The 26,300-nt window shown below is 53.9% G+C and carries 21 protein-coding genes, 1 tRNA gene and 1 pseudogene; 4 read left to right on the top strand and 19 right to left on the bottom strand.

The genetic code is table 11. The features are described 5' to 3' along the window. Positions 1-45: 45 nt before the first annotated feature. The 13 genes from K6958_RS12170 to K6958_RS12235 form a co-directional block, all read right to left on the bottom strand. Complete coding sequence (locus tag K6958_RS12170) at positions 46-1,713, bottom strand: methyl-accepting chemotaxis protein (RefSeq protein WP_249891354.1); 1,668 nt, start codon at positions 1,711-1,713, stop codon at positions 46-48. Positions 1,714-1,856: 143 nt separating this feature from the next. Next, positions 1,857-3,518 carry a methyl-accepting chemotaxis protein gene (locus tag K6958_RS21180; protein ID WP_277614664.1) on the bottom strand — a complete coding sequence of 554 codons (1,662 nt, stop codon included), beginning with the start codon at positions 3,516-3,518 and terminating at the stop codon, positions 1,857-1,859. 357 nt (positions 3,519-3,875) lie between these two features. Beyond that, on the bottom strand, positions 3,876-4,373 hold the full coding sequence (gene cheW / locus K6958_RS12185) for a chemotaxis protein CheW (RefSeq protein ID WP_249891355.1): 498 nt from the start codon (positions 4,371-4,373) through the stop codon (positions 3,876-3,878). A 24-nt stretch (positions 4,374-4,397) separates the two neighbouring features. Beyond that, positions 4,398-6,389 (bottom strand): chemotaxis protein CheA, encoded by a 1,992-nt coding sequence (gene cheA, locus K6958_RS12190; protein WP_249894674.1) that lies wholly within the window; start codon positions 6,387-6,389, stop codon positions 4,398-4,400. Positions 6,390-6,400: 11 nt separating this feature from the next. Then, positions 6,401-7,432 carry a flagellar motor protein MotB gene (gene motB / locus K6958_RS12195; protein WP_249891356.1) on the bottom strand — a complete coding sequence of 344 codons (1,032 nt, stop codon included), beginning with the start codon at positions 7,430-7,432 and terminating at the stop codon, positions 6,401-6,403. After that, a complete protein-coding gene (gene motA / locus K6958_RS12200; protein ID WP_249891357.1) occupies positions 7,429-8,316 on the bottom strand; it encodes a flagellar motor stator protein MotA in 888 nt (295 codons plus the stop codon). Before motA ends, motB begins: the two co-directional genes overlap by 4 nt. Before the next feature lie 135 nt (positions 8,317-8,451). Next, complete coding sequence (gene flhC / locus K6958_RS12205) at positions 8,452-9,030, bottom strand: flagellar transcriptional regulator FlhC (RefSeq protein WP_249891358.1); 579 nt, start codon at positions 9,028-9,030, stop codon at positions 8,452-8,454. Next, positions 9,030-9,377, bottom strand: coding sequence for a flagellar transcriptional regulator FlhD (flhD, locus tag K6958_RS12210; protein ID WP_249891359.1), 348 nt, complete (start codon positions 9,375-9,377; stop codon positions 9,030-9,032). Before flhD ends, flhC begins: the two co-directional genes overlap by 1 nt. Positions 9,378-10,422: 1,045 nt before the next feature. Further along, a complete protein-coding gene (otsA, locus tag K6958_RS12215; protein WP_249891360.1) occupies positions 10,423-11,859 on the bottom strand; it encodes an alpha,alpha-trehalose-phosphate synthase in 1,437 nt (478 codons plus the stop codon). After that, the gene (gene otsB / locus K6958_RS12220) at positions 11,834-12,649 is read right to left on the bottom strand and encodes a trehalose-phosphatase (RefSeq protein WP_249891361.1); all 816 of its coding nucleotides are present in this window, start codon (positions 12,647-12,649) and stop codon (positions 11,834-11,836) included. Before otsB ends, otsA begins: the two co-directional genes overlap by 26 nt. A gap of 330 nt (positions 12,650-12,979) precedes the next feature. Then, a complete protein-coding gene (locus K6958_RS12225) occupies positions 12,980-13,663 on the bottom strand; it encodes an SOS response-associated peptidase family protein (RefSeq protein WP_249891362.1) in 684 nt (227 codons plus the stop codon). A gap of 40 nt (positions 13,664-13,703) precedes the next feature. Beyond that, on the bottom strand, positions 13,704-14,234 hold the full coding sequence (locus tag K6958_RS12230) for an isochorismatase family protein (protein WP_249891363.1): 531 nt from the start codon (positions 14,232-14,234) through the stop codon (positions 13,704-13,706). A 70-nt stretch (positions 14,235-14,304) separates the two neighbouring features. After that, on the bottom strand, positions 14,305-15,258 hold the full coding sequence (locus K6958_RS12235) for a LysR family transcriptional regulator (RefSeq protein ID WP_249891364.1): 954 nt from the start codon (positions 15,256-15,258) through the stop codon (positions 14,305-14,307). Positions 15,259-15,353: 95 nt separating this feature from the next. On the opposite strand from K6958_RS12235, the gene K6958_RS12240 reads away from it, so the two are divergent. The 3 genes from K6958_RS12240 to msrA all read left to right on the top strand — a co-directional run bounded on the left by K6958_RS12240 (position 15,354) and on the right by msrA (position 17,853). Further along, positions 15,354-16,550 (top strand): MFS transporter, encoded by a 1,197-nt coding sequence (locus K6958_RS12240; protein WP_249891365.1) that lies wholly within the window; start codon positions 15,354-15,356, stop codon positions 16,548-16,550. 76 nt (positions 16,551-16,626) lie between these two features. Beyond that, complete coding sequence (locus K6958_RS12245; RefSeq protein ID WP_249891366.1) at positions 16,627-17,190, top strand: flavin reductase family protein; 564 nt, start codon at positions 16,627-16,629, stop codon at positions 17,188-17,190. Between the two features lie 123 nt (positions 17,191-17,313). Then, positions 17,314-17,853, top strand: a complete 540-nt coding sequence (msrA, locus tag K6958_RS12250; RefSeq protein ID WP_249891367.1) for a peptide-methionine (S)-S-oxide reductase MsrA — start codon at positions 17,314-17,316, stop codon at positions 17,851-17,853. A gap of 117 nt (positions 17,854-17,970) precedes the next feature. Here the strand turns inward: msrA and phoA are convergent, their stop codons facing one another. Continuing rightward, positions 17,971-19,380, bottom strand: a complete 1,410-nt coding sequence (gene phoA / locus K6958_RS12255; RefSeq protein ID WP_249891368.1) for an alkaline phosphatase — start codon at positions 19,378-19,380, stop codon at positions 17,971-17,973. Between the two features lie 232 nt (positions 19,381-19,612). On the opposite strand from phoA, the gene K6958_RS12260 reads away from it, so the two are divergent. Continuing rightward, a tRNA-Ser gene (locus K6958_RS12260) sits at positions 19,613-19,700 on the top strand. Positions 19,701-19,820: 120 nt separating this feature from the next. Here K6958_RS12260 and phoH read toward each other — a convergent pair. From phoH to putP, 5 genes and pseudogenes are all read right to left on the bottom strand, one after another. Then, entirely contained in the window at positions 19,821-20,609 is a 789-nt protein-coding gene (gene phoH / locus K6958_RS12265) for a phosphate starvation-inducible protein PhoH (RefSeq protein ID WP_249891369.1), read from the bottom strand. Positions 20,610-21,173: 564 nt separating this feature from the next. Then, positions 21,174-22,451: an iron uptake transporter deferrochelatase/peroxidase subunit gene (gene efeB / locus K6958_RS12270; RefSeq protein ID WP_249891370.1), complete on the bottom strand. Its 1,278-nt coding sequence runs from the start codon at positions 22,449-22,451 to the stop codon at positions 21,174-21,176. Between the two features lie 5 nt (positions 22,452-22,456). Then, positions 22,457-23,578, bottom strand: a complete 1,122-nt coding sequence (efeO, locus tag K6958_RS12275; protein ID WP_249891371.1) for an iron uptake system protein EfeO — start codon at positions 23,576-23,578, stop codon at positions 22,457-22,459. 53 nt (positions 23,579-23,631) lie between these two features. Then, positions 23,632-24,464, bottom strand: a pseudogene (gene efeU, locus K6958_RS12280) (iron uptake transporter permease EfeU). Positions 24,465-24,710: 246 nt separating this feature from the next. After that, on the bottom strand, positions 24,711-26,195 hold the full coding sequence (gene putP, locus K6958_RS12285; protein ID WP_249891372.1) for a sodium/proline symporter PutP: 1,485 nt from the start codon (positions 26,193-26,195) through the stop codon (positions 24,711-24,713). Positions 26,196-26,300 lie beyond the last annotated feature (105 nt).

Raw genomic sequence — 26,300 nt, forward strand, 5'->3', positions numbered from 1 at the left:
AGCATCCTTTAGTCTGCTTACCTGTCAGTTAGCGGAGGCGGTAAATTAAAAGGTTTCCCAGTTACTGTCGCCTGCGGCTGGCGCGGCGGCCAGCTTTGCTGTCGCAGGCTTGCTCAGCATCGGCGTTTTCAGCGCGGTCGGACGGCTTGCCTGTTCCTGGCGCACTTTAAATACCGATACCGCCTGGCTGAGACGGCTGGCCTGCTCTTCGAGTGCGGCGGCAGCGGAGGCGGATTCTTCCACCAGCGCGGCGTTCTGCTGCGTCACGCGATCCATCTCGGTCACCGCCAGGCCCACCTGGTCGATGCCGCGGCTCTGCTCGTCCGACGCCGACGCGATTTCGCCCATGATGTCGGTCACGCGCGTCACCGCGCTGACGATATCGCTCATGGTTTCGCCGGCGGTGCCAACCAGCGCGGAGCCGGTATCGACGCGGGCAACCGAATCTTCAATCAGCGATTTGATCTCTTTCGCTGCCTGGGCGCTGCGCTGCGCCAGATTACGCACTTCACCGGCCACCACCGCAAAGCCGCGACCCTGCTCGCCGGCGCGCGCCGCTTCCACCGCCGCGTTCAGCGCCAGGATATTGGTCTGGAAGGCGATGCCGTCGATCACGCTGATAATATCGGCAATCTTCTTCGAGCTGCCGGCGATTTCGCTCATGGTTTTCACCACGCCGTCCACCACCTTGCCGCCCTTCTGCGCGGTTTCCGACGCGCTCAGCGCCAGCTGCGACGCCTGACGGGCGTTCTCCGCGTTCTGTTTCACCGTGGCGGTCAGCTCTTCCATGCTGGCAGCGGTCTGCTCCAGCGAGGCGGCCTGCTGCTCGGTACGGGAAGAGAGGTCGTTGCTGCCGGCGGTGATTTCGCTGGCGCCGGTGTAGATGGCGTCTGAACCGTCACGCACATCGCTGACGGTGCGCACCAGCTCCTGCTGCATATGCTTCAGGCTGGCGGCCAGCTGGCTCATTTCGTTGCGCCCTTCTACCTCGATCGGCTGCGTCAGATCGCCTGCGGCGATCGCCTGAATGTGCTGCATGACTTTTTGCAGCGGTAATAACAGAATGCGCTGCAGGCCAAACCAGCAAAGCACGATTACCAGTACCACCAGCGCCATAATGGAACCCAGGATCCACAGCATAGAAATAAAGGCGCTTTCGTTCTCAGCCACGCCCTTCGCTGACAGTACCGCCTGAGCGCTGCGCCATTCGGTGTACACTGCCTGAGTATCCTCTTGTTTCTGTTCAATATTCAGCTTAAGCATCCCTTCCAGCTGCTTGGCCGCCAGCAGATCGGTCATCTCTGAGAGCGTCTTTGCCAGCGTGGTATATTTTTCTTCCATACGCTGCGAAAGGTTATTGTCGAGGCCAGGCGTGTCAGGCAGCGCTTTATATTCACGGTAATGCTTATCCGCCTCTACCAGCTGCATCCGGCTTTGCTGCACCAGCGCATCCAGCCCGCCGCCATTGATCTCACTGGCCAGCGAGCTTTGCAGGCGCAGCATGCCGCGGTTCAGGGTGATACGCGTCTGGTTAAGCCCAATCCAGGCATCGGTTAACGCCGCGATGTTTTGGCTGGACGTTTGTGAGACGGAAAAATTATCTTTATCTTTATTCAGCGCATGGAAAAACAGCCCACCCGACAGCAGCTGCATTGCGCCAAAAATGACCAGCACCATAATCAGGCTGGTCACTACTTTAATTCGCTTTAACATGTTTACCCCTGGTATTGAGAAAAGAACTACCCGTCCTTTATCGGCAAAGCAGGAGTAAGATTTATTTACTGAAGTAAAAAAAGCGCGCGGAAAGCAAAAAATGATGCCGTCGAATGACGGCATCGGCATACAGGGTTCAGCGTTTAAAAAGTCACCCAGTTATCTTCGGCAGGTTGCGCTTTATTTTCCAGCTTCGCGTTGCTTTTCGGCGACAGCAGAGGCATTTCCGTTATCTCGTTCAGACTGTTTACACTGCCCGGCAACGTAAACACCGCTACCGCTTTACCCAGGCGGCTGGCCTGTTCTTCCAGCGTGGCAGCCGCAGAGGCGGACGCCTCCACCAGCGCGGCGTTCTGCTGGGTAACGCTATCCATCTCGGTCACCGCCTGGCTTACCTGTTCAATTCCCCGGCTCTGCTCATCTGAAGCGGCAGCGATTTCCGCCATAATATCGGTCACACGTTTTACCGCGTCGACAATATCATTCATGGTTTCGCCTGCGCTGCTCACCAGCACAGAGCCGGTATCCACACAGCTGACGGACTCGACAATCAGGTCTTTGATCTCTTTTGCTGCCTGCGCGCTGCGGCTTGCCAGACTGCGAACTTCACCAGCGACTACGGCGAAGCCACGTCCCTGCTCACCGGCGCGCGCCGCTTCCACCGCCGCATTCAGCGCCAAAATATTGGTCTGGAAGGCGATGCTGTCAATTACGCTAATAATGTCGGCAATCTTTTTCGAGCTATGAGAAATTTCACCCATGGTGGTGACCACGTTATCCACCACTTTGCCGCCGCGCAGTGCGGTTTCCGATGCGCTCAGGGCCAGCTGCGACGCCTGACGGGCATTATCGGCGTTCTGTTTTACCGTCGCGGTCAGCTCTTCCATACTGGCGGCCGTTTCTTCCAGTGACGCCGCCTGCTGTTCAGTTCGCGAGGCCAGATCGCCGCTATCGTGAGAAATGGTTGTCGCACTGGTAAAAATACTTTTTGCCCCGCCGCGCACATCGCTAACGGTGCGCGTCAGTGATTGCTGCATCTCATTCAGGCTACTTGCTAACTGCGCTATTTCATTCTGACCTTCAACGTGAATAGTATCTGTGAGGTCGCCACGAGTAATATGCCTGATATGCTCGATGAGCGCCGCCAACGGCTTCAGCAAGATGCGTTGCAGCATCAGCCACATTAAACCGGTAGTGATCAACGACAGCAGCGACATAAAGATGGCGATGCCTATCGAAAAATTATGCTCCCGCTCGTTATTGTCAGCTGTTTCATCCATCTGCGCCTGTTTTGTTGCCAGCCAGCCTTCATAAGCCAAAATGAAGCGATCCTGATATTGTTGCGTCGGCTGCGCCAGATAGCCCGCCATATTATCTTTACTAAGCATCTCTTTCAGATCGCTCAGCGCCTGGTAATATTCGCGATAGGCTGCGATTAATTCCTCGTTGTCCTGTTCCGACGATGGCTGCAGCGATTTAGAAAATTCATTGAAGCCTGCATCCGCCTCAGCCAGCAATTTTGCGGATAAGGTAAACATGGTTTCGGCGGTACCGATGTACTTTTTATTCTTTTCCGCCAGCGTTGAATAGAGAGCGTAGCGGCTCAGGGTATTGCGCGTTTTTATCAGCGTCGCCCCAAGTTTATATAATTTAGTTTGCTGATTTCGGATAACTTGCTCTGTATGACTATTCCGCTGATTTTCTTTCAGAGAGTTATAGAATAAGCCATTAGTTGTTAGCTGCATAATGCTGGATAATGCCAGCACTGCATACAGCACCGTCACAATCTTTATATTTTTAAACATATAGCTCCCTTATTTATAAACATAAAAACAACAACCCGCACCCGCAGACATTTTTTCCATCAAATACAGGTTCACTCCAGATAACCCGTATCTGCTCCGGCTTTACCGGCTGTTGTTATTCCTCAGATTTTAGGTTTTGCCTGACGCATTACTTCACTTTTTAATATTTAATACTTACTTCCATGAGCAGATTTTTCTGCTGCCGTTTATACTGCAGCGCTATTATTTCATTCACGCTCACTACCAAGAAATTTCTTAAAGACATACGAAAAGGGCGCCATTATGGCGCCCTTTTCTTATTGTGTCACCCCGTTATAGTTTTACATGATTATTACCTGCCGGGGTTGGCTGTTGATTTTATGCGCTGCGCAATGTATCCATTAACGCCATTTCATCGCTGCTCAACAGCTTCTCAATATCAACCAAAATAAGCATACGCTCACCCAGCGCACCAAGCCCCGTCAGGTATTCGGTAGACATGGTGACCGCGAATTCCGGGGAAGGACGAATCTGATCGGCAGTCAACGACAGCACATCAGATACGCCGTCAACCACGATGCCCACCACACGATGCTTTAAATTAAGCACAATTACTACGGTGTTATCGTTGTATTGAACGCCCGGCTGCGCGAACTTAACGCGCAGATCGATAATGGGTACAATCACGCCGCGCAGGTTGGTTACCCCTTTGATAAATGCCGGGGTATTGGCGATACGGGTTACCTGATCGTAACCGCGGATCTCCTGCACTTTTAAAATATCGATGCCGTATTCTTCGTCACCGAGCGTAAAAACCAGAAACTCTTGTCCGACGGTCTCACCGGCCAGTTTCGTTACATTTGCCATTCCAGTCATAGGTTTGCCCCTAATTGCTTACGTTTACGCGGCGCCGGCCACGCGCTTCTCACGGTTCAAGGATTGCAGTGCAGAGACATCAACGATCAATGCGACGCTGCCATCACCAAGGATGGTGGCGGCAGAAATGCCCGGCACTTTGCGATAGTTGCTTTCCAGGTTTTTAACTACCACCTGATGCTGACCAATTAGCTGATCAACTAACAAGGCGTAGCGTTTGCCCGCGCTCTGCAATATCACGACGATGCCCTGCGTCGCTTCGGTTTTCGCCCCCTGCACATCAAAAACATTCCACAGCTCCACCAGCGGCAGATATTCACCGCGCACTTCAAGCACGCATTCGCCGCCCGCCAGCGGTTTCAGATCTTCCGCGCGCGGCTGTAATGATTCCATTACCGCATTCAGCGGCAGGATAAAGACTTCATCCGCAACGCGTACAGACATGCCGTCAAGGATGGCCAGCGTTAGCGGCAGCAGGATACGGATGGTGGTGCCCTTGCCCTGCTTCGAGGCGATCTCAACGTGACCGCCCATCTCCTGAATGTTTCGCTTCACCACATCCATACCGACGCCACGGCCTGATACATCGGTAACCTGCTCAGCGGTAGAGAAGCCCGGGGCGAAAATCAGCATGCCCACTTCTTCATCGCTCATCGCGTCGCTGACCGGCAGGCCGGATGAGAGCGCCTTCGCCAGAATACGTTCGCGGTTCAGACCGGCACCGTCATCGATCACTTCGATACAGATGTTACCGCCCTGATGTTCCGCTGACAGGGTCAGGTTGCCCACTGCGCTTTTGCCGTTGGCGACGCGCTTATCCGGCGATTCGATGCCGTGGTCCAGGCTGTTACGCACCAGGTGCGTTAACGGGTCGATAATGCGTTCGATCAGGCTCTTATCCAGTTCGGTCGAGCTCCCCAGCAGCGTCAGCTCTACTTCTTTGCCCAGCTTGCTGGCCAGGTCGCGCACCAGACGCGGGAAGCGGCTGAAGACGTATTCCATCGGCATCATACGGATCGACATTACCGATTCCTGCAAATCGCGCGCGTTACGCTCCAGCTGGCCCATGCTGTTCAGCAAATCGCCATGCGCCACTGGATCAAGCGCGCCGGAGCGCTGCGCCAGCATCGACTGGGTAATCACCAGTTCGCCGACCAGGTTGATCAGCTGATCGACCTTCTCAACCGCCACGCGAATACTGCTCGATTCGCTGGTTTTCGCCGGAGCGGCCTTTTTCGTTTCACGTTTGGCCGCCGGCGCCAGCTCGGTTACCGTGGCCGGCGTCGCGGTGATGTCCGCTTCGGCCATGGTGGTCGGCGCGGCAGGCGCCGCCGGTTCAGCCAACGCAGGCGCTGACGCCGCATCCAGGAAGTTGATCTGCGACTCTTCAATCACAAAACAGAGCACCGCCACCAGATCGTCTTTACCGATAGTAGTGTCCAGCGTGGCTTCCAGGCTGGTTTCGCCTTTCTGCACGTCGCTGACGGTGCCCAGGTTACCCAGCTCTTCCAGCAACAGGGCCACTTCGTTCGGTTTCAGATCGCTTAGCTTCAGGCGCAGGCCAGAAGCAGCAACAACGGCAGGCGCAGCGGCAACCGGCGCGGCGGCTGCCGGCGCGATAGTTTCGCCTTTCGCTTCCAGCGCCAGCTGGCGCAACGCTTCACAAATATATTTAAAGCTTTCGGCGTCAGGCTCCTGACCCGCCTTATAGGCATCGAGCTGTTCCTGCATAATATCTTTGGTTTCCAAAAACAGGTTGATGATGTCAGTGCTGAGCTGCATTTCGCCCCGGCGCGCACCGTCCAGAATATTCTCCAGAATATGCGTGGTTTCCTGCAAAACCACGAAGCCAAAGGTGCCGGCCCCGCCTTTGATCGAATGGGCCGCACGGAAAATGGCGTTAAGCTGTTCCGAATCGGGCTCCTGCGGGTCTAACCCCAGCAGGTGTTGCTCCATGTCAGCTAACAGCTCGTCAGCTTCATCGAAGAACGTCTGATAAAAATCGCTGATATCCATGCTCACGGTTATCACCTCTGCTGTGAGTCGCGATCAGGCTGCGGCGTGCTGGCAGGAGCTGGCGGTATATCAGTTACCGGCTTCTCCTGACTGACCGGCGCGGCCTGTGAGGGTTGATGATCTGGGTTTATGTCCGCAGCAGACGGCTGAGCCGGCGCGGTAATTTCTTTCATACTTTGCGGATCGCTGAGCTGTACAGCGTCACTTTCGGCATTCTCTTTTTCGATTTGCGCCTGAGTATCGCGATTCAGCACCAGCAGGCTGATGCGACGGTTAATCGCCTCATTGCCGCCGCGGTTTTTCAGCCGCATGGTGTCGGACATGCCCACCACACGCAGCATTTTGCTGCCATCCAGGCCACCCACCACCAGCTCACGACGTGAGGCGTTGGCGCGGTCGGCCGACAATTCCCAGTTGCTGTAGCCACGGTCGCCCGTCGCGTACTGAAAATCATCGGTATGGCCTGCAAGGCTGATCTTGTTTGGCAAATCGTTCAAAATCGGCGCAATCGCGCGCAGAATATCGCGCATATAGGGCTCGACCTGCGCGCTGCCGGTTTTAAACATCGGCCGGTTCTGGCTATCGATAATCTGGATGCGTAGCCCCTCTTCCACCAGATTGATAATCAGATGCGGTCGCAGCGTTTTCAGCCGCGGATCCGATTCAATTAGCTGGTCCAGACGTTCGCGCAGACGGTTAAGACGGATCTCATCCAGTTTGCGTTTCTCGGCATCCAAATCGATATGCTTTTGTACTTCGCCTTCCTTTCGCGTCGGATCGTCGCCGCCGCCGGGAATCGGACTCTCACTGTCGCTGCTGCGCTGACCGCCCGATAACGCCACCTTTAGCGGCGTCTGAAAATATTCCGCGATCTGCGTCAGTTGCTTGGGGTTAGCAACAGAGATCAGCCACATCACCATGAAAAACGCCATCATCGCGGTCATAAAATCGGCGTAGGCGATTTTCCATGAGCCGTGACCACCCTCATGTTTTTTATGCTTGCGCTTTTTTACCACTACTATGGGGTGATTGTGGTTGTTCATGCGTCTTGGCCCGAAGTCTGTTTACCGGCTGATTTCGCGTTACGTACGTGCTCCTCCAGTTCGGTGAACGACGGACGCTCGGTGGAGTACAGCGTTTTACGGCCAAACTCTACGGCAATCTGCGGCGCATAGCCGTTCAGGCTGGAAAGCAGCGTTACCTTGATGCACTGCATCATCTTGGTGGTTTCCGCGCATTTCTGACGCAGCACCGACGACAGCGGTGAGATAAAACCGTAAGCCAACAGGATACCGAGGAAGGTGCCGACCATCGCGTGAGCAATCAGCTCACCCAGTTCCGCCGCCGGACGATCCGCTGAAGCCAGCGTATGCACTACGCCCATAACCGCCGCCACGATACCGAAAGCCGGAAGCGAATCGCCCATAGCGCCGATACTTTGCGCGGGTACGTCGCATTCATGCTCGTAGGTTTCGATCTCTTCATCCATCAGCGCTTCAATTTCAAACGCGTTCATATTGCCGCTGATCATTAACCGCATATAGTCGGTGATAAAATCCACTAACTTGTTATCGGACAGAATGCGCGGGTAATTAGCAAAAATTTCACTTTCTTTTGGGTTTTCAATATCGCGTTCCAGCGACATCATGCCCTGCTGGCGTGATTTAGCCATCAGACGATAGAGCAGCGCCATTAGATCCATATATAGCGCTTTATTATATTTAGAGCCGCGGAATAGCAGTGGTAACGCTTTTAACGTCGCCTTAATCGCTTTGCCGCTATTTCCGACAATAAAAGCGCCAATACCGGCTCCGCCGATAATCACCAGCTCTGAAGGTTGATAAAGCGCGCCCAGGTGACCGCCGACCATCATATAGCCGCCTAACACCGAGCCAACAACGAGGATATAACCCAAAATAACCAGCACAATAAATCCTTACGTCAGTAACGTGTTGGTGGAAGTTAAGCCAGAGAGCCGCAGGCGTTATTCGTCAGCGTGAAGACAAAAAAAAAGCAGCGGTTAATAACCGCTGCTGGATGTCATTTCACAGTGCGAACAAACTTAAACGGCGTGTTTAACCTGTTCATCCAGCAGTTGTGAAATGTTATCGGCAGCCTCTGCCGAAAGTTTACGTCTTTTTACCGCACGTGATGGCGGCTGGCACAGGCTGCAGGCAAAGCTGCCCACCGGCTGATGCGCATGGTTGATAAAGCTTCCACCGCAGCATTTGCAGTCGGACAGTTCGAGCATGCCACTCTCAACGAAGCGCACCAGAGTCCAGGCGCGCGTCAAACCCAGCAGTGGGCCCTCATCTGACTGCGGACACTGTTCAAGATACAGACGATAGGCTTTAATCACCGCGTCCACGCCGCTGGTCAGTTTACTTTTCAGCAGAAATTTCCAGGCGTTGCAGAACATAGACGCATGAATATTCTGTTCCCAGGTCATAAACCAGTCGGTAGAAAACGGCAGCATGCCTTTTGGCGGTGGGCTGCCGCGCAGCTCTTTATATAATTTGATTAAACGGCCACGGCTAAGCTGCGTTTCACTTTCTAACATTTGCAGGCGCGCACCCAGCGAAATTAATTCTATCGCCAGTTGAATATCACGTGCTTCCTGAACAATACTTTTTTCGCTCATTATACCGCCCTCTTTTTCGGCGCTTCATCTTTTGCTGCATCGCGTAACAAACGGCTGGATAATAAAATGCCGGTGTGAATTTGTTGCAAATCATCCACACGCGATTCCTGCGTCAGGCGGTTAATAAGGTTATGGTCGTTAAAACGAAACTGACATACCAACTGATTGGTTTCCGCTAATTTTACCATCTCTGGCAGCGTTAACTGCGACAAAGTATCAGCCATTGCTTCATCAATACCTAAACGGAACATTGCAGAAGCTTTTTCCTGGTTAATTAAACGTTGTGCAAGCAGCAAATATGACAAGTTGATATCGTAAATATGTTTTAATAATTCGGATGTACCCATTTTTTTTCCATCCTGACTAACACTACTTTTAACTGTGCGGAATGGTTACCGCATTCTTGGTTGCTGGCTGGTAAATCTAAAGATGGCAAAAAATCAGCGGCAGAAGCCAAACATTTTCTGAACGTTTTTCACATCCCACCGGGATACTGAGTTTAGTAATAGTCATAACACCAGGCCATGTATTACTTGAGTTGTACCTGCCTTCCGTGACGTTCGCTTACAGTTTTTTAAGATAATTCCGAAAGCAGTGCAAATGTATCCCCTCTGATTTCGACATACAACGAGCGATCGGTAAAATTTTAGATAAAGTGTGATCTGCGTCACACTTTTAAGGCAAATTCCCGAAAAAAATCCATCAGTAACGCTTGTGAATAGTGCATTCCGCAACCAAAAAAGCCACTTTTTGTTAATTTTTTAGCTTTCTCATAACAAAAACGCAGCAAAAGTTTGCTTTTTGCTCATTTTGCGCCAGGGCATGACAAAAAGCGCCGTTACGCGAAATTAACATCGGTATATTTTTGTAAGTGCCATATATAATGCTGATTAAGGACCATTGAACCCGTTGTGATATTAATCACTTACCGTAATCGTTTCGAACGAAGATGGTTATCCTGCATGGGGTGAACAGGTCAGATGAGCGCTTTATGACAACGGTTCGTTAACAGTGAAGCGGCATTGTATGAAGGACTTCAGCAGGTGTAACAAGCTGTTACATAAGGAATATGAATGATTTATGAAAAAAGCGCAGGAGGCTTGAGTAACTATCGGCACTGGTAAGCGATTCTTTATCGATAACCGCTGTTTTTTACACGCAATGCGCAGCAAGCGAACAAAAAACAGGCGTTAGACGTTTTTCTGTCTTTTTTTCATTCGATCCATTAGTAAGGGGAGATGCATTATTTTCTGCGGTTGTGGGGCCGATTTTTTAGCAACTTATTTTAGCGCAACCAGGCGTAACGGCAGATTAAGCGGAAAGCTAAAAGATAACGCGAAAGGCTGAAAAGAGAGAAAACGCATCCACCTCCCTGTCGATGCGTTAGCTTAATCAGGCGAGACGTTGAAAGGTTGCTACCTTATTATCCGTCTTGCCCTCATCAGAACGCGGCGTAACCGCGCGTAAATCCTGCAGGAAGCTTTCACGCCAGTGGCTAATGTCGTTCTTGCGTAAAATATCCATCATGTCGTTATAGCGCGAGATACGCTCGGTGCGTGACATAGTTAGCGCTTTATCCAGCGCCGCGGCTACTTCATCACGGTCATACGGGTTGACGATCAGCGCTGAGGTCAGCTCGTTCGCCGCACCAGCAAAACGCGACAGTACCAGCACCCCTGGATCTTCAGGGTCCTGGGCCGCCACATACTCTTTCGCTACCAGGTTCATCCCGTCACGCAGCGGCGTAATCAGCGCGACATCGGTCAGGCGGAAAATTTTCATCAACAGGCGACGATCGAAATGCTGGTTCAGATAGTAGAGCGGCGTCCAGCCCAGCGTGCCGTATTTACCGTTGATGCGCCCTGCTTCCGTCTCCAGCTGGTGACGAATATCCTGATACGCCTGTACGTCGCCGCGTGAGGTTGGCGCAATCTGCGAGTAACGAATTTTGCCCCGATGCTGCGGATAGTTCTCCAGCAACGCCTCATAGGCGAGGAAACGTTCCGGCAAACCTTTAGAATAGTCCAGACGCTCGCAGGCAATGATGTTTTTCGCATCGCCCAGTTCGCGTTTCATCGCCGCCATCTTCGGCGGCAGCGGACCTTCCGCCATCTCTTTGATGCTGTCCGGCTCGATACCGATCGGATAAACCTCGGTGGCAAAGGTGTTACCAAAGGCGCGATGCAGCTTCGGCCCTTTATCCTGTACCTGCGTCAGCAGCGCCATACACTCCAGGAACGCCTGACGATCGTTTTCCGTCTGGAAGCCCAGCAGATCGTAGTCAGAGAGCATTTCCAGCAGCTCTTTATGCGGCGGCAGCGCGTTGAAAATTTCAGGCGTTGGGAAAGGAATATGCAGGAAGAAACCAATGCGGTTATTCACGCCGCGTTTGCGTAGTTCGGCAGCAAACGGCAACAGGTGGTAATCGTGGATCCACAGAATATCGTCAGGCTCGATGAGCGGTATCAGGCGTTCTGCCAATAGTTCATTCACATGACAATAACCGTCCCACGCTTCACGCTGGAACTGCACTAAATCGAGACGGTAATGGAAGGCGGGCCAAATAACAGTATTAGAGAACTGACAATAATAGAGATCGTAATCATTTTGATTGAGAGGGAAAGAGGCGTAGGTAATGCCTTCCTGTTTAACAATGTCGATCTCTTCGTTATCTTCTTCACTAATGGCGCTAATTTCGCCATTCCAGCCGAACCATAATCCACCGGTAGTTTTCAGCGCATCCAGGATGCCAACCGCCAGGCCACCGGCGCTGGCTTTGGATCCATCTGGTACAGCGATACGGTTAGATACGACTACTAAGCGACTCATAACCTTGACTCCTTACCGACGTTGTCTTGTCTTGATCTAGTTGTAATTTAATTTGCTCCAGCCAGGCATAGACATCATTCACCCCTTTCAGGCGAAAGTGCGCCTCGCTTGAGCCTTCACCGACTTTAACGGATATGCCCTGCAGCGCATTGACTGCACGGAATCCTTTTTCATCCGTCAAATCATCACCAATAAATACCGGGATACGTCCGGCAAACGGCGCTTCTCCCATAAATGCCTTGATCGCTTCGCCTTTATCCACACCCTGTGGCTTTATCTCCACAACACATTTACCCGGCTGCAGCGCCAGCGTCGGAAAGCGTTCAACCAGCTTGTGAGCCAGCTGCATCACTTCGTCTTCATACTGCACGGCACGGCGATAGTGCAACGCAAACGCCATGCCTTTGGTTTCCAACTGCGTGCCCGGCCACTGCGCCATGGCGTTATGCAGCGTATCGCTCAGTTCCTGCCCCATAGAGGCAGGCAAAGAGATACGATGCAACTCGCCGCTGGCATCGCGTCGTTCAGCGCCGTGTACGCCAGCCGCCGGCGCCCGTAACGGGGCGGCCAGCATATCCAGCTCGTGAATCGGTCGTCCGGAGACTAACGCCAGCGCGCCATCGCTTAAGCGAGAGAGCGCCTGTAACGTATCTCGCACCGGATCGGGAATAAAAGCTTCATCGGGACGCGACTGAATAGCAGCCAGCGTACCGTCAACATCAAAGAAGAATGCGTAGAGGCCGCCGCTCAGGGAAGGTAATACGTGGTTTTCTGCTGCTACGGTTTTCACACTCTTCCTCCTGCTCGGATTAACGCGGTTAACCTGACGAAAACGCCATCGGTAACGCACGTAGAACGTTTGATGCAGCAGAAGGAGGCGATTCTGGGCAGGTTTACAGCGCGGCTAAATGAGACAAGTGGCACAATGCTGGATAGCTAATGATGGCGACTCTCCCCGGGTTGACCTGTTGCCTGGTCGGCCCTGAGCCGACTGCCCATCTCGCATCACTTCATGCGGACATCGTACCAAACCAGTATAGTCGCCCTTTCCGGCTTCGCCAGCCACAGGTCAATTTTCAGAACAGACTGAATTTTGCAAAAAAAGATGGACTTTGTCAGTTCAGCAGAGCGGATCCGCGATGGCCTCCACCAATTCAGGCTGTTGATGATGCGGATTGCCTACCGCCCGGCTGACGGGATGCCAGCTAAACTGCTGGGGATCCAGCGCCGCCTGTTCCACCAGCTCGCTGGCGCGTTGGGCGCTGGTAGCGGGATGCAGCCATTCGCTGACGGCTGAAGCCTCCAGCACCAGGGGCCGCCTGTCGTGCAGAGCAACCATGCCGCGATCGCTGGCGGCGGTGATAATTACAAAGCCTTCTTTTTCCTGCTGGCGGGCGTAAGGCGCATGGCCTATTGCCGCAAAAAAGAGCGGTTGGCGCTGACGGTGATAGATGTAATACGGCTGTTTTTTATCGCCTTCGCGTTTCCATTCATACCAGCCGTCGGCCATGACCACTGCCCGGCCGTGCTGCCACAGCGGGCGAAACATTTTGCTTTCTGCTGCCGTCTCTACTCGGGCATTAATTAATGGCGCTTTATGCCACCAGGGCGGTGCATAGCCCCAGAAAACCGGATCGAGATGCAGCGCATCATCGCGATGATTCAGCAACAGCACATGACTGCCGGGCGCAACGTTATAGCGCCCGATCGGCTGCTCATCCCAGGCTATATTGCGTTCGGCCTGACCCTCAAGCGCTGACAGCCAGACTTCGCGTGATTGAATTTGAGTAAAACGTCCGCACATAGCGCCTCCTTTATAGTGCAGTATAGAAGGCGCCAGCAAATCAGGCGGCGGCGCGCCAGTTCTGTACGATTTCCGCGGTGCTGGCGACCTGCACCGCATTGCCCGGCAGGATCAGATTAGCCCATACCTCATTATGCTGCTCAATCAGCTGTTCTGCCGTAGCCCAGCGCCGATTGGAGGTAGTATGCGCATCCGCCGCCACGCAAATGCCGTATCCCTTGCTGCTGCCGACTTTAATGGTGGTATCCACGCAGTAGTCGGTCGCGCAGCCGCAGATAACAAAGGAAGTGGCGTTAAGCTGTTGCAACAGCGCATCAAGCTCGGTATTCCAGAAGCTGTCACACGCCTCTTTATTAATGTAGCGTGCGCCCGGCGGCTGACTGAGTTCCGGCAAGATTTGCCAGGCCTCGCTGCCGGGCTGCATGTCATGATCCAGATGCTGAATAAAAATAGTCTGTTCGGCCGCGGCAATCAGCTGATTAATAGCAGCGGCGCGCCCGGCCCGATCGAAACGCGGCGTAGTAAAAACGCCGTTTTGCATATCAACCACAATCACTATACGTGCAGACATAACAGTTTCTCAGAGAGAGAGGGAAGCTTCATCTTCTCTAATGGTTGAGGTCGCGGTCAATCCCTGCCGATCATAATTTCGCCTGCGTACCCTGAGGCGGCTGGGTGCCAACAATACGCGGCATCACTTCGCGCATCAGCGCCATAAACTGACGCAGGCGGGCCGGATAGTAGCTGGCATAGGGATAGAGCAGGTAAACCGGCAGCGGTGGCGCCTGCCACTCAGGCGCCAGCTGCCGCAGACGCTGCGCTTGCAAATCTTCTTTCACCACCCATGAAGAGAGCATCGCCGCGCCCAGTCCGATCAGCGCCGCGCGCCGTACCGCATACAGGCTGTCGCTGCTCAGACGCGGTGTGACAGGAAACTGAACATGCTCGCCGCTGTGCGTATGGGTTAGCAGCACCTCATTACGATAAAATATATTCAGCGCCAGCCAGGGCAGCTGCGCCAAATCTTGCACCTGTTGCACCGGCGGATACTGCCGCAGCAAATCGGGCGCGGCGACCACAATACGCGGCACCTCTGCTAACAACACGGCAACTACCGACGGATCGGTAATATCGCCGACGTGGATCGCGCAGTCGATGCCCTCGGCAATAAAGTCGGGCGTATGGTCGTTTAGCGTCCATTCGATACGGGTATGCGGATAACGTTGTAAATAGTCGCCTAACGGCGCGATCAGCTGATCCTGACCAAAAGCGTGCGGCGCACGCACGCGCAGAATGCCTACCGGCTCGTCGCTAACCGCATGTAGATCGTCCTCCAGCAGCAGCCACTGTTCCGTCAGGCGACGCGCATGTTGATAACAGCGTTCGCCGTCATCGGTCAGCTTCATGGTATGAGTAGTGCGCTGAATTAAACGCGCGCCAAGCAACTCTTCCAGCGCGCGTAAGCGTCGGCTTACTGTCGGCTGGCTGGTTTGCATCTGCGCCGCCGCCGCCGATAAGCTGCCGCTTTCCACAATGCGTACAAAGGTATGCAGCAGCGTTATACGATCGGTACTGCCTGAGCTAAGTTCTTTCATACGTTGAGTGTATAACAGTTTTACTTCGATGATAGCTACCCGCCGGCGCGGCAAAAGCGAAAAATAGCGCTACTTTCGCTTCCGGAGATATTGTTATGTCGACCGTTACGGCTTCTTCCCCTACGGACATGGCTGGCCTGTCACGCAAATCACAGTTCCTGCTGGCCAGTGGCGCCGGGCTTAGCGTCGCGTCTATTTATTACAGTCAGCCGATGCTGGGCATTATGGGCAGCAGTTTTCATACCGGCGTTAGCCAAACCGGGCTGGTGCCGACCCTGACTCAGCTGGGCTATGCGCTGGGGATCTTATTTCTGACGCCGTTAGGCGACCGCTACGATCGCCGTCATATTATTTTGCTGAAAGGCCTGCTGCTGACCTTAATGCTATTGCTGTGCAGCGTTACCGGCACCTGGAACATGCTGTTGCTGAGCAGTCTGGCGATTGGCCTGATGGCTACCGTGGCGCAAGACATTATTCCAGCGGCGGCGGCGCTGGCTACGGATCGGCAGCGCGGCAAAACGGTCGGTACGGTGATGACCGGTTTGTTGGCCGGCATTTTACTGTCGCGGGTAGTGAGCGGCGCGGTGGCCGACGCGTTTGGCTGGCGCAGCATGTATGCCGCCGCCGCGTTAGGCGTGCTGCTGATTACCCTGGCGATCTGGCAGGCGCTGCCGCGTTTTACCCCCGCTTCGCGCCTCTCTTATCTGGCGCTGCTGCGCTCGCTGGGCCAGCTGTGGCTACAGCATGGCGCGCTGCGCCGCGCCGCGCTGGCGCAGGGGTTGCTTTCCATTGCGTTCAGCGCCTTTTGGTCAACGCTGGCGCTGATGCTGGCCGAACGTTATCAGTTGGGCAGCGCTACCGCCGGCGCCTTCGGGCTGGCAGGCGCCGCGGGCGCGCTGGCCGCGCCGATTGCTGGCGCCATCGCCGATCGTCATGGACCGCACCAGGTGACGCGGGTGGGCTCGGCGCTGGTGATGCTCTCGTTTGCGCTGATGTTTGTTATGCCGCTGCTGTCGCCGCCGGTCCAGCTGGCGGTGATTGTGATTAGCGCGGTAGGCTTTGATTTGGGTTTACAGGCCACGCTGATTGCTCACCAGTCGCTGGTTTATGGACTGGATCCGGCTGCCCGCAGCCGCCTGAACGCGGTAATGTTTACGGTGATATTTATTGGCATGGCCAGCGGTTCTATCCTCGGCAGTCAGGCCTTAGCGTTAGCGGGCTGGACCGGCGTAGTGGTGTTGGCCACGCTGGCATCTGCGGGCGGCCTGATACTGCGTCTGCGCAGCCGATAATGCGTTGCCTGTGGCTGGTGCCTCAGGCGTCAGCCGCTACACTGAGAGAAGAGTCTCTTTCACCAGTGGAGGCAGTATGGCTGTTTACGATAAGCAAAATTTTCCCGTAGAAAAGGTGCGCAAATATCTGGAGCCGGGACCGGTGGTTCTGGTGACATCTAGCTGGGAAAACCAGAGCGATATTATGACGCTTGGCTGGCATACCATTCTGGAATTTTCTCCTTCGCTGCTGGGTTGCATGATCGCCAGCATGAACGTGAGCCACGATTTCATCCGCAACAGCGGCGAATGTGTGATTAATGTGCCCACCCATGAATTGATCGATCAGGTGGTTACTATCGGTAACAGCCATGGCGATGAGGTGGATAAATTTACGGTTAATTGCCTTAGCGCTGAGCCGGGTAGCGTAGTTAAAGCGCCGCTGATTGCCGAATGTTTCGCCAGTTTTGAATGCCGCCTGTACGACGGCGCGCTAGTGGATAATTATAACTTTTTTATCTTTGAAGTGGTGAAGGCGCACGTCGATCAGCAGGTCACTTCTCCTGCCACGCTGCACTATACCGGTGAGGGCCTGTTCCGCGTAATGGGCGAGCAAACCAGCGATCAGCATCGGAAATTTAAGCCAGAGATGCTGATTTAACATGAAAAATTTTCCTGTTAGGCGGTTAGCTGAACAGAAAGAGCGGCGCGAATTGCCGGTGAATAGCAGATTATGCGAGGATGACTGGCTTAGCGTCACGACCCAATCTGGAGAAGTAAAAGAATGGCAATTGAATATGCGGTAATTGCAGGCGGATGTTTCTGGTGTACTGAAGCGGTGTTCAAGGACATTATCGGCGTTGAATCCGTAGAAAGCGGCTATACCGGCGGTACGCGCCCTAACCCCACCTATGAGCAGGTATGCAGCGGCGCGACCGGTCATGCTGAAGCCATCCGCATCGGTTTCGATCCGGAAAAAGTCAGCTTTGGCGATCTGCTGGACATCAGCTTTGTTACGCACGATCCAACCCAGTTGAACCGTCAGGGCAACGATATTGGCACCCAGTATCGCTCGGCGATTTTCCCGGCGAATGCTGAACAGGAAGCGGAAGCCAAAGCGGCGATCGCACGCGCGCAGCAGGATTACAACGACCCGATCGTGACCACTATCGAGCCGCTGACAGAGTTTTATCCGGCGGAAGATTATCACCAGGATTACTGGGAGGGCGCGGGTCAGCGCAACGGCTACTGCATGGCGGTGATCCCGCCGAAGCTGCAGAAGCTGCGTAAAAGTTTTGCTAACCGCGTGAAGTCATCTTCATAAGCGGTAATAAAGAAAGCGTCCCGCGCCGTTCAGGCTGCGGGACGCTGCATCAAAAAGTTTTGTATCTTTACGAGCGGCTCGACTTCCCGAGAAAATTATCCCCTTACCCCTCGTCTTTTATTTTTTCAGCCCCAGCGCATCGTGAATAGTAAAGAACAGATCGGTCTGGTCAGTCAGGCCAACGACATTAGCCGCATGCGGGCCCCAGGCAGCGATACGCAGCTGTGTACCGGTGTGCTCCTGCGACTCTCCTTCCGAATTGCCGTAGCTGACGGTCATTACCGCGCCATCTTTAGTATTCAGCGCCTGCGTCAGACCCGGCGCTTTGGTACCGTTTTCAACGATCTGGCTGGAATGTGCATGGTCGGCGGTCACGATGACCAGCGTGTTGCCATCTTTACGGGCGAACTCCAGCGCCTTTTGTACCGCCTCGTCTAAATCCACGGTTTCGCCGATTTGTCCGCAGGGATTAGCTGCGTGATCCTGTTTATCGATCGAGGCCCCTTCCACCTGCAGGAAAAAGCCCTGTTTATTGCTGCTCAGTAGGCTGATGGCCTTATCGGTCATTTGCGCCAGCGTCGGCGTACTGGCAGGACGCTGCGCATTCGCTTCACAGGTGACGGCGGGCTTATCGATATTACCGTGATAGCTGGCTTTCGGCCCCTGCCAACGCACCGGCATGTTGCCTTCACTAAACAGGCCCAGCAGCGGTTTTTGCTGGTTGGCTACGTTGACCGCATTAAGCGTTTGCAGATCGCTCACCAGCTGATAGCCGCGCGCTTCAGCCTGTTCACGCAGCGTTTTGCCCTGATAATCGCCCGCTTTAGCCACTTCGCTAAAGGTTTTCGCACCGCCGCCCAGCGTAACATCGGCACGTGTCACCAGTAACTGTTCAGCGATCGATCCTCTGCCGCCCTTTTCCAGCGCATTGCTGGCGCAGAGTTCGCTGGTTTTTACCGGGCCGTAGCATTTGCGCGAGGTGACGTGAGAGATTTGCGCCGCAGGCGTGGCATCTTCCAGCTCAGCGGTAGAGACATTACCGGTGGCTTTGCCCGCTGCTTTCGCCAGTTCCAGCAGGGTGACATGATCTTTACCGTTAACGTCAACGCCAAGCGCACCGTTATAAGTTTTTACGCCAGTGGACCAGGCAGTTGCCGAGGCGGCCGAGTCGGTAACGTAGTTAGGTTTATGCGTCTCTTTATCCAGCGAGTAGTGAGTGTATTGTCCGGTCAGCGGTAGCGCATCGATTCCTTTAAAAAAGCCGCCCGCGCCCATGGCATAGTTGCGCGCCAGGGTGATTTCCGAGTCGCCCATGCCGTCGCCGATCAGCAAAATAACGTTTTTCGCCGGCGCATTGCTTAACGATGCCCTTAGCGCTGCGGTTTGGTCACCGCTAAAACGGCGCGCGCCGCCCTGCTGGGTGATGTCGCCTGAGGCGGCACGAGAGAGCGTCGCCATCTCTGCCATGGCGTTGCCAGCGATCAGGGTTGCCAGCAGCGAGAGCGCTAATAAGGGCTGTTTTTTCATTTACTTAATCCTTGGTAAATTTTTATTGCGAGGTGTGTAAAGAAGCGTAAGTCAGGAAGATGTCGTTTTTCTTACGCTGCGATGTCGTTTTTATGACAGCCCTGATGAAAGGAAGAAATTGTATAAGCCTTAAGCGGTGGTAACGAAAGGGAAAAATAGTGCTTGATTCTGTAATAACAACTCCCTATAGTAGCGCCCCGTTGCCACCCAGAGCGGTGTCAACAGACAATACGGTGAGGTGTCCGAGTGGCTGAAGGAGCACGCCTGGAAAGTGTGTATACGGCAACGTATCGGGGGTTCGAATCCCCCTCTCACCGCCATATTCTATGAAAGAGCCTGAGCGAAAGTTCAGGCTTTTTTGTCTGCATAACGCCCTACACCTTTCAGGTATAAAAAAGCCCGGACTTGCGTCCGGGCTTGGGCTACAGCTACTCACTCAATCAACTATAAGCATGCAGCGCGCGCTGACAGAGCGCGGAACGCACGCAATCCTCTTTTTCAAACCGCACCAGGCTAACCATTTCATCTTCGACAAAACGGTTAAGCGCGTCGGCGAGGCCTGATGTCACACCCGCTGGCAAATCGCATTGGGTAATATCGCCATTCACGATAACCGTGACGTTCTCGCCCAGACGGGTTAAAAACATTTTCATTTGTGCCGCGGTGACGTTTTGCGCTTCATCGAGGATCACTACGGCGTTTTCGAAGGTACGCCCGCGCATATAGGCAAAGGGAGCGATCTCTACCTTGCCGATTTCCGGACGCAGACAATATTGCATAAAGGAAGAACCGAGACGTTTAACCAGAACGTCGTAGACCGGGCGGAAATAAGGTGCAAACTTCTCAGAAATATCGCCGGGCAAAAAGCCCAGGTCTTCGTCCGCCTGCAGCACCGGTCGGGTCACGATAATCCTGTCGACATCCTTGTTAATCAGGGCTTCTGCTGCTTTTGCAGCGCTGATCCAGGTTTTACCGCAACCCGCTTCGCCGGTAGCGAAGATCAGCTGTTTTGTCTCTATGGCGTTAAGATAGTGCGCCTGAGCTTCATTACGCGCTTCAATCGGTGAACGATCGCGTGAATCACACGCCATACCGATGGCATCCAGGCCGCCCATATGCACCAGCGAGGTGACCGATTCTTCTTCACGCTGCCGATGGCTACGTGAATCGCTACGAAGCACTCGACGCGCTTCACGACGCGCTTTGATCACTGCTTTCTGTCTTCCCATAGTGGCACCTTACAGTTGGTTTCATTTCCCGCACCGGAGTCTCTCTGGTGCGATTACGTGAACGCTTTAGAGGGTGGCTTCCTTCAGAGCCTTACAAGCCATTGAATGAGCATACGCCGCAGGCATACGCCGGAAATCATAAAAGGAATGTGTTAAGCCGAGAGGATTGAAAAAAGAAGAAAATAGCCAGGAGAAAGAAAAACTCTCGCGAAAAAACGTGCGATGTTTTTTATTTGAAACGGGCTGTCCATTACAGGACTTTTCCATTCGCATTCTCCATCGAGGAAGCTGAACATGACAGACTACCGACCTGTATAAAGTGCAACAGATTCTTCTATTTTTGCAACAGCAATTTCACCTGAATGAATAAAAAACAATCACTCAATGGGCAAATAAAAAGAAACCCTTTTATTTTTACTTAAAATACAGAGGGATAAAAAAAGAAAATAAATCTGAGATTATTCAGAAATTCCATAATCGCCTATGGAAGGCATGCGCCAGCAGAAAAAATTGCAAAAAAAACGCCTCCCGCCATTTATAACCGGGCGGGAAAGCGACTGTTAATCAAGCCTCAAGTAATGACTGCGCCAGATAATGTTGATTATTTGCCACGCCGGGCAGAACAAAGAAATAGCCGCCCCCCACGGGTTTGATATATTCTTCCAGCGCTTCACCGTTGAGCCGCCTTTGTACCGCTAAAAATCCTTTTTCCAAATCGTGTTGATAACAAACGAACAGCAGCCCCATATCCAGCTGACCGGCAGAGGTGACGCCAGCGGAATAACTGTAGCCGCGACGCAGCATCAGGCTGCTTTGTGTTTCCGGCGTGCGCGGATTGGCCAGACGGATATGGGCATCAAGCGGAATGATTTTTCCCTGGGGGTCCTGCGTGTAGTCTGGCTCGTCGCGCTCGTTTTTCATCCCCAGCGGCGCGCCGCTCAGCTTTTCACGCCCAAAAATAGTTTGCTGCTCGCCCAACGGCGTACGATCCCAAAATTCAACGTGAAACTGAATAATACGCACCGCCTGATAGCTGCCGCCCACCGCCCAGGCAGGTTCCTGCTGATCTTTTGTGACCCAGAGGATCGCATCCATCAGCGCCTGATTTGCCGTATTCGGATTGGCGGTGCCATCTTTGAAACCCAGCAGGTTGATGGGCGTTTCTTTGCCTTTGCTGCGCGCCGCATGGTCGGAAATAAACCCTTCGCGCCGCCAGCGGATTGCCAGTAAATCAGGCGTATGTTTGATGATATCGCGCAGCGCATGGATGACGGTATCGTTGGTATTGGCGCAAATCTGTAGCAGCAGATCGCCATGGCAGCTTTCGGCATCTAACGCGTCGTTGGGAAAGCGCGTCATGGTTTGCAGTTTCGCAGGCTTCAGCGCCGTCAGGCCGTAGCGCTCGTCAAACAGCGCCTCCCCTACCGAAACGGTTACCGTCAAATTATCGGGCCAGATATGTTCGCCGAGGATGCCTGAATCCAGCGGCGGCAGCTGCGGATTGCTGACCGGCGGCGCGTTGCCGCCGCCGGTGAGAAAAGCGATGCGCTCAGTGAGTAGTTTAAACAGCCGCACCAGCTCGTTTTTATCATCCGCCAGCACATCAAAAGCCACCAGCATCATTGCCGCCTGCTGCGGCGTGGTGATCCCTGCCTGATGCGCGCCATAAAACGGCTGGCGCTCTTCCCGGGCGCTGGGAGAGAGCGCGCCAGGCGAGAAGCTTTTTGCTGCCGCGCCGCTGATTGGGCAACTGCTGCCCACCACAGCGGCGCCGCTCAGCAGACCGAGACCTTTTAACAAGCGGCGCCGTGAAGGCATCGCCGCGTCGGTCATCTTTTTCATCCTGATTAATCCAGTCCCAGCGTACCGCGCAACAGCGCCAAATCTTCCGCCAGCGTAGTGATCGGCCCTTTCAGCCGGTTGCGGTCGGTAATGGTCAGTTTCTCATACGAGGCGAACCCATCCTGGGTATGGTATTTAGACAGAATGGCATCAACTTTTTTGAAGTTGTTATCCACTTTGCCGAGCAGTTGCGGATTAGCCTTTTCCAGCTGCGGGCGCAGCAGGTTGACAATTTTCTGCGCGCCATCAACGTTGGCCTGAAAATCCCACAGATCGGTACGGCTATAGCGATCTTCTTCGCCGGAAATTTTGCTGGCCGCCACTTCTTCAATCAGCCCGGCCGCGCCGCCTACTACCTTGCCCGGCGGGAAAGCCAGTTCATTAATACGTTTCTGCAGCTCCAGCGTATCCTGATAGAGGCGATCGGCATAGGTGTTCATCCCATCGCTGCTGCGATCGCCAAATAGCGCTTTCTCCAGACGGTGGAAGCCGGTGAATTTAGGATCTGCCGCTTTTTGTTCGTAATCATCTTCGCGCGCATCAATGCTGCCATCCAGATCGGAGAAAAGCTCGGCAATGGGTTCGATACGCTCATAGTGCTGGCGGGCTGGCGCATAAAGCGACTGCGCTTTTTTCACATCGCCCGCTTTGACCGCATCGGTAAAGGCTTTGGTGCCGCTGACCAGCTGCGCCACTTCGCCAACCACCCAGGTTTTATATTCGGCAATCGCGTCGCTAAGCTGCGCCAGCTCCGCCTGTTTGCCGTTATTTTGCGTGTCGCCGGCCGCCTTAACGATCAGTTTACCTTTCGGATTGCTGAGCAGCCCGCAGGTCATTTCATATTCGCCGGGCTGGAGAGTAGCGGTCAGTTTTTGCGTGAAGCCTGGCGCGATGTTTTCGCGCTCTTCCACTACCATGACTCCCTTCAGGATTTCCCATTCCAGCCCTTTCTGACTGTTATTGCGGATAATAAACTGAGTTTTCCCGGCGTTAACGGTGAGCGCCATCGGCTCACACTGTTTATCGTTCACGCTGACGTTAACCTGTGGCACCTCAGCCGCGCCGGAAAGCGCTGAATACGTCAGAAGTGAAGCCAGCAAGGCTTTGCGGCGAGAGAAAATGGTCATCAATAGTGTCCCTGTTAAAGTCATAAACAGGCGCGACGAGCGCGCCCACGGTTTTAGCGCGTTGAGCCTGCTACTGCGGCGCCTGGCCGGGCAGGCATAAAAAACAGCAGCAGCGCCGGAATAAGGTAGATAAGCCACACCGCGACTTCGCTGACGGTGGGCGTTTCCTGGTAGCCCAACAGACTTTCCAGCAGCGTGCCGAACAGCGTGTGTGTGGAAAGTACGTTGCTAAGATCAAAGGCGATGGTCTGATATTGATTCCACAACCCCGCCTCATGGAAGGCGCGAATAGCGCCGGCAGCAAGGCCGGCGGCGACAAAAATAATAAACAGGCTGGTCCATTTGAAGAATTTCGCCAGGTTCAGTTTGACGCCGCCCCAGTAGATAAGCCCGCCGAGCAGCGCGGCGCTTATCAGCCCAAGGACGGCGCCGATCGGCGGTGCCAGGCCGACATCCTGGGTGAAGGCGGCGAGCAGAAAAAAGACCGATTCCAGCCCTTCGCGCGCGACGGCAAGAAAGACCATCAGCACCAGCGCCCAGCCGGTGTTGCTGCCTTTTTGCAGCGCCTGATCGACGGCCACTTCCAGTTGAGCCTTGACGTTGCGTGAGACTTTACGCATCCAGAAGACCATGTAAGTCAGGATGAAAACCGCGATAACGGCTACGATGCCTTCAAACAGCTCCTGCTGTTTTTGCGGAAATTCACCGGTTGTAGCGTTGATGAACAGGCCAAGCGCCAGACAGAGCGCTGCGGCAATAAAAACGCCGGCCCACATAGCGCCAAACCAGCGGGTGCGCTGGGTACGTTTCAGGTAGCTGGCTATCAGGCTGACGATAAGCGCCGCTTCCAGCCCTTCGCGTAGCATATAAGAAAGGGAACGAACATGCCTGATCCTCAGTAATTTCTGTACGCGTAAACTGGCGTAAAGAAGCGTAAATAAAAACGATACTGATTATCATTATCGGCAGATAAAAAACAAGTGACTTTGCGTGATTATTTGTGGTTTATCGCGCAGAGCCCTGGCGATAATAGTTGCAGGCGCGACGGCTCGGTTAAAGTGGACAAATTGGTGCGAAATACAGACACAAAAAAGGCCGGTATTGCTACCGGCCTTGCCTTCACCATCAGGAATCAGGGCGTCTTGTATTCCGCATCCGCCGCATCGAAGCGCGCCTGCGCCTGTGCAGAGGGCGCGCGGCCCATCAGGCTAACCACGTAAATAGCGATGCTGGCAAACAGGAAGCCAGGGATGATCTCATACAGCCCCAGCCAGCCGTAGTGTTTCCATACCAGTACCGTCATCGCGCCGATCACCATACCGGCCAGCGCGCCGTTGCGCGTAGTGCGTTTCCAGCAGACAGAGAACAGCACCACCGGTCCAAACGCCGCACCGAAGCCCGCCCAGGCATAGCTCACCAGCCCCAGAACGCGGTTGTCAGGGTTAGCGGCCAGCGCAATGGCAATCAGCGCAACGACCAGCACCATCATACGTCCGAACCAAACCAATTCTTTCTGGCTGGCGTTTTTACGCAGCAGGCCCTTGTAGAGATCTTCCGTCAGGGCGCTGGAGCAGACCAGTAGCTGACAGCTCAGCGTGGACATCACCGCTGCCAAAATAGCAGAGAGCAAAATACCGGCGATCCACGGGTTAAACAGGATGCGCGCTAGCTCGATAAATATGCGCTCGCCGTTTTCATTTACGCCAGCCGCCTGTTGCGGGTTGTTCTGGAAATAAGCGATACCGAAAAAGCCCACTGCGACGGCTCCGGCCAGGCAAAGGATCATCCACGCCATACCAATGCGTCGAGCGGTACGAATTGAGCGATGAGAGTCGGCCGCCATAAAACGCGCCAGAATATGCGGCTGCCCAAAATAGCCCAGGCCCCAGCCCAGCAGCGAAATAACCGCGACAAAGTTTAGCCCTTTCAGCATATCGAGGTTTTCCAGGCTTTTCGCTTCAATAACCCGCAGAGAATCATCAAAACCGCCCACGGCGACAATCACCATAATCGGCGTTAACAGCAGCGCGAAAATCATCAGGCTGGCCTGGACGGTATCGGTCCAGCTCACCGCCAGAAAACCACCCACAAAGGTATAAAGAATGGTGGCGACCGCACCGGCCCACAGCGCCGTTTCATAACTCATACCGAATGTACTTTCGAATAGACGCGCCCCGGCTACAATGCCGGACGCACAGTAGATGGTAAAAAACACCAGGATGACGATGGCGGAAATAACGCGCAGCAGTTTGCTGCGATCTTCGAAGCGACTGGTAAAAAAGTCAGGCAAGGTTAAAGCGTTATTGTGATGTTCAGTTTGTACGCGCAGGCGGCCGGCAACGATTTTCCAGTTTAGCCAGGCGCCAATGGTAAGCCCGATGGCAATCCAGCTTTCCGAAATGCCTGACAGGAAAATAGCGCCAGGCAGCCCCATCAGCAGCCAGCCGCTCATATCGGACGCGCCGGCGGAAAGCGCGGTAACCAGACTGCCCAGGCTACGGCCACCAAGAATGTAGTCATCGAAATTTTTGGTTGAGCGCCAGGCGATAAAGCCAATCAACACCATGCCAAGAATATAGATGATGAATGTCACCACCATCGGTGTGCTTACTGTCATCAGGTTCTCCATTTATTATCGGTATTACGCAGAGGGTTATTTGCCCTGTTATTCCCGCCGGAACGCAGCGGTTTTTATCATGAGTTAATCTGTGGCGCGCTATCC

Source organism: Mixta hanseatica, from assembly GCF_023517775.1.
In the GTDB taxonomy this organism is placed as follows: domain Bacteria; phylum Pseudomonadota; class Gammaproteobacteria; order Enterobacterales; family Enterobacteriaceae; genus Mixta; species Mixta hanseatica.

Excerpts from the sequence above, each read along its gene's own strand:
- msrA (WP_249891367.1), top strand. The coding sequence starts at position 17,314 with ATGGCAATTGAATATGCGGTAATTGCAGGCGGATGTTTCTGGTGTACT.
- flhC (WP_249891358.1), bottom strand. The coding sequence starts at position 9,030 with ATGAGCGAAAAAAGTATTGTTCAGGAAGCACGTGATATTCAACTGGCG.
- K6958_RS21180 (WP_277614664.1), bottom strand. The coding sequence starts at position 3,518 with ATGTTTAAAAATATAAAGATTGTGACGGTGCTGTATGCAGTGCTGGCA.
- motB (WP_249891356.1), bottom strand. The coding sequence starts at position 7,432 with ATGAACAACCACAATCACCCCATAGTAGTGGTAAAAAAGCGCAAGCAT.
- K6958_RS12170 (WP_249891354.1), bottom strand. The coding sequence starts at position 1,713 with ATGTTAAAGCGAATTAAAGTAGTGACCAGCCTGATTATGGTGCTGGTC.
- otsA (WP_249891360.1), bottom strand. The coding sequence starts at position 11,859 with ATGAGTCGCTTAGTAGTCGTATCTAACCGTATCGCTGTACCAGATGGA.
- cheA (WP_249894674.1), bottom strand. The coding sequence starts at position 6,389 with ATGGATATCAGCGATTTTTATCAGACGTTCTTCGATGAAGCTGACGAG.
- K6958_RS12230 (WP_249891363.1), bottom strand. The coding sequence starts at position 14,234 with ATGTCTGCACGTATAGTGATTGTGGTTGATATGCAAAACGGCGTTTTT.
- K6958_RS12235 (WP_249891364.1), bottom strand. The coding sequence starts at position 15,258 with ATGAAAGAACTTAGCTCAGGCAGTACCGATCGTATAACGCTGCTGCAT.
- putP (WP_249891372.1), bottom strand. The coding sequence starts at position 26,195 with ATGACAGTAAGCACACCGATGGTGGTGACATTCATCATCTATATTCTT.
- K6958_RS12240 (WP_249891365.1), top strand. The coding sequence starts at position 15,354 with ATGTCGACCGTTACGGCTTCTTCCCCTACGGACATGGCTGGCCTGTCA.
- phoA (WP_249891368.1), bottom strand. The coding sequence starts at position 19,380 with ATGAAAAAACAGCCCTTATTAGCGCTCTCGCTGCTGGCAACCCTGATC.
- flhD (WP_249891359.1), bottom strand. The coding sequence starts at position 9,377 with ATGGGTACATCCGAATTATTAAAACATATTTACGATATCAACTTGTCA.
- K6958_RS12225 (WP_249891362.1), bottom strand. The coding sequence starts at position 13,663 with ATGTGCGGACGTTTTACTCAAATTCAATCACGCGAAGTCTGGCTGTCA.
- cheW (WP_249891355.1), bottom strand. The coding sequence starts at position 4,373 with ATGACTGGAATGGCAAATGTAACGAAACTGGCCGGTGAGACCGTCGGA.
- K6958_RS12245 (WP_249891366.1), top strand. The coding sequence starts at position 16,627 with ATGGCTGTTTACGATAAGCAAAATTTTCCCGTAGAAAAGGTGCGCAAA.
- efeO (WP_249891371.1), bottom strand. The coding sequence starts at position 23,578 with ATGACCATTTTCTCTCGCCGCAAAGCCTTGCTGGCTTCACTTCTGACG.
- efeB (WP_249891370.1), bottom strand. The coding sequence starts at position 22,451 with ATGAAAAAGATGACCGACGCGGCGATGCCTTCACGGCGCCGCTTGTTA.
- phoH (WP_249891369.1), bottom strand. The coding sequence starts at position 20,609 with ATGGGAAGACAGAAAGCAGTGATCAAAGCGCGTCGTGAAGCGCGTCGA.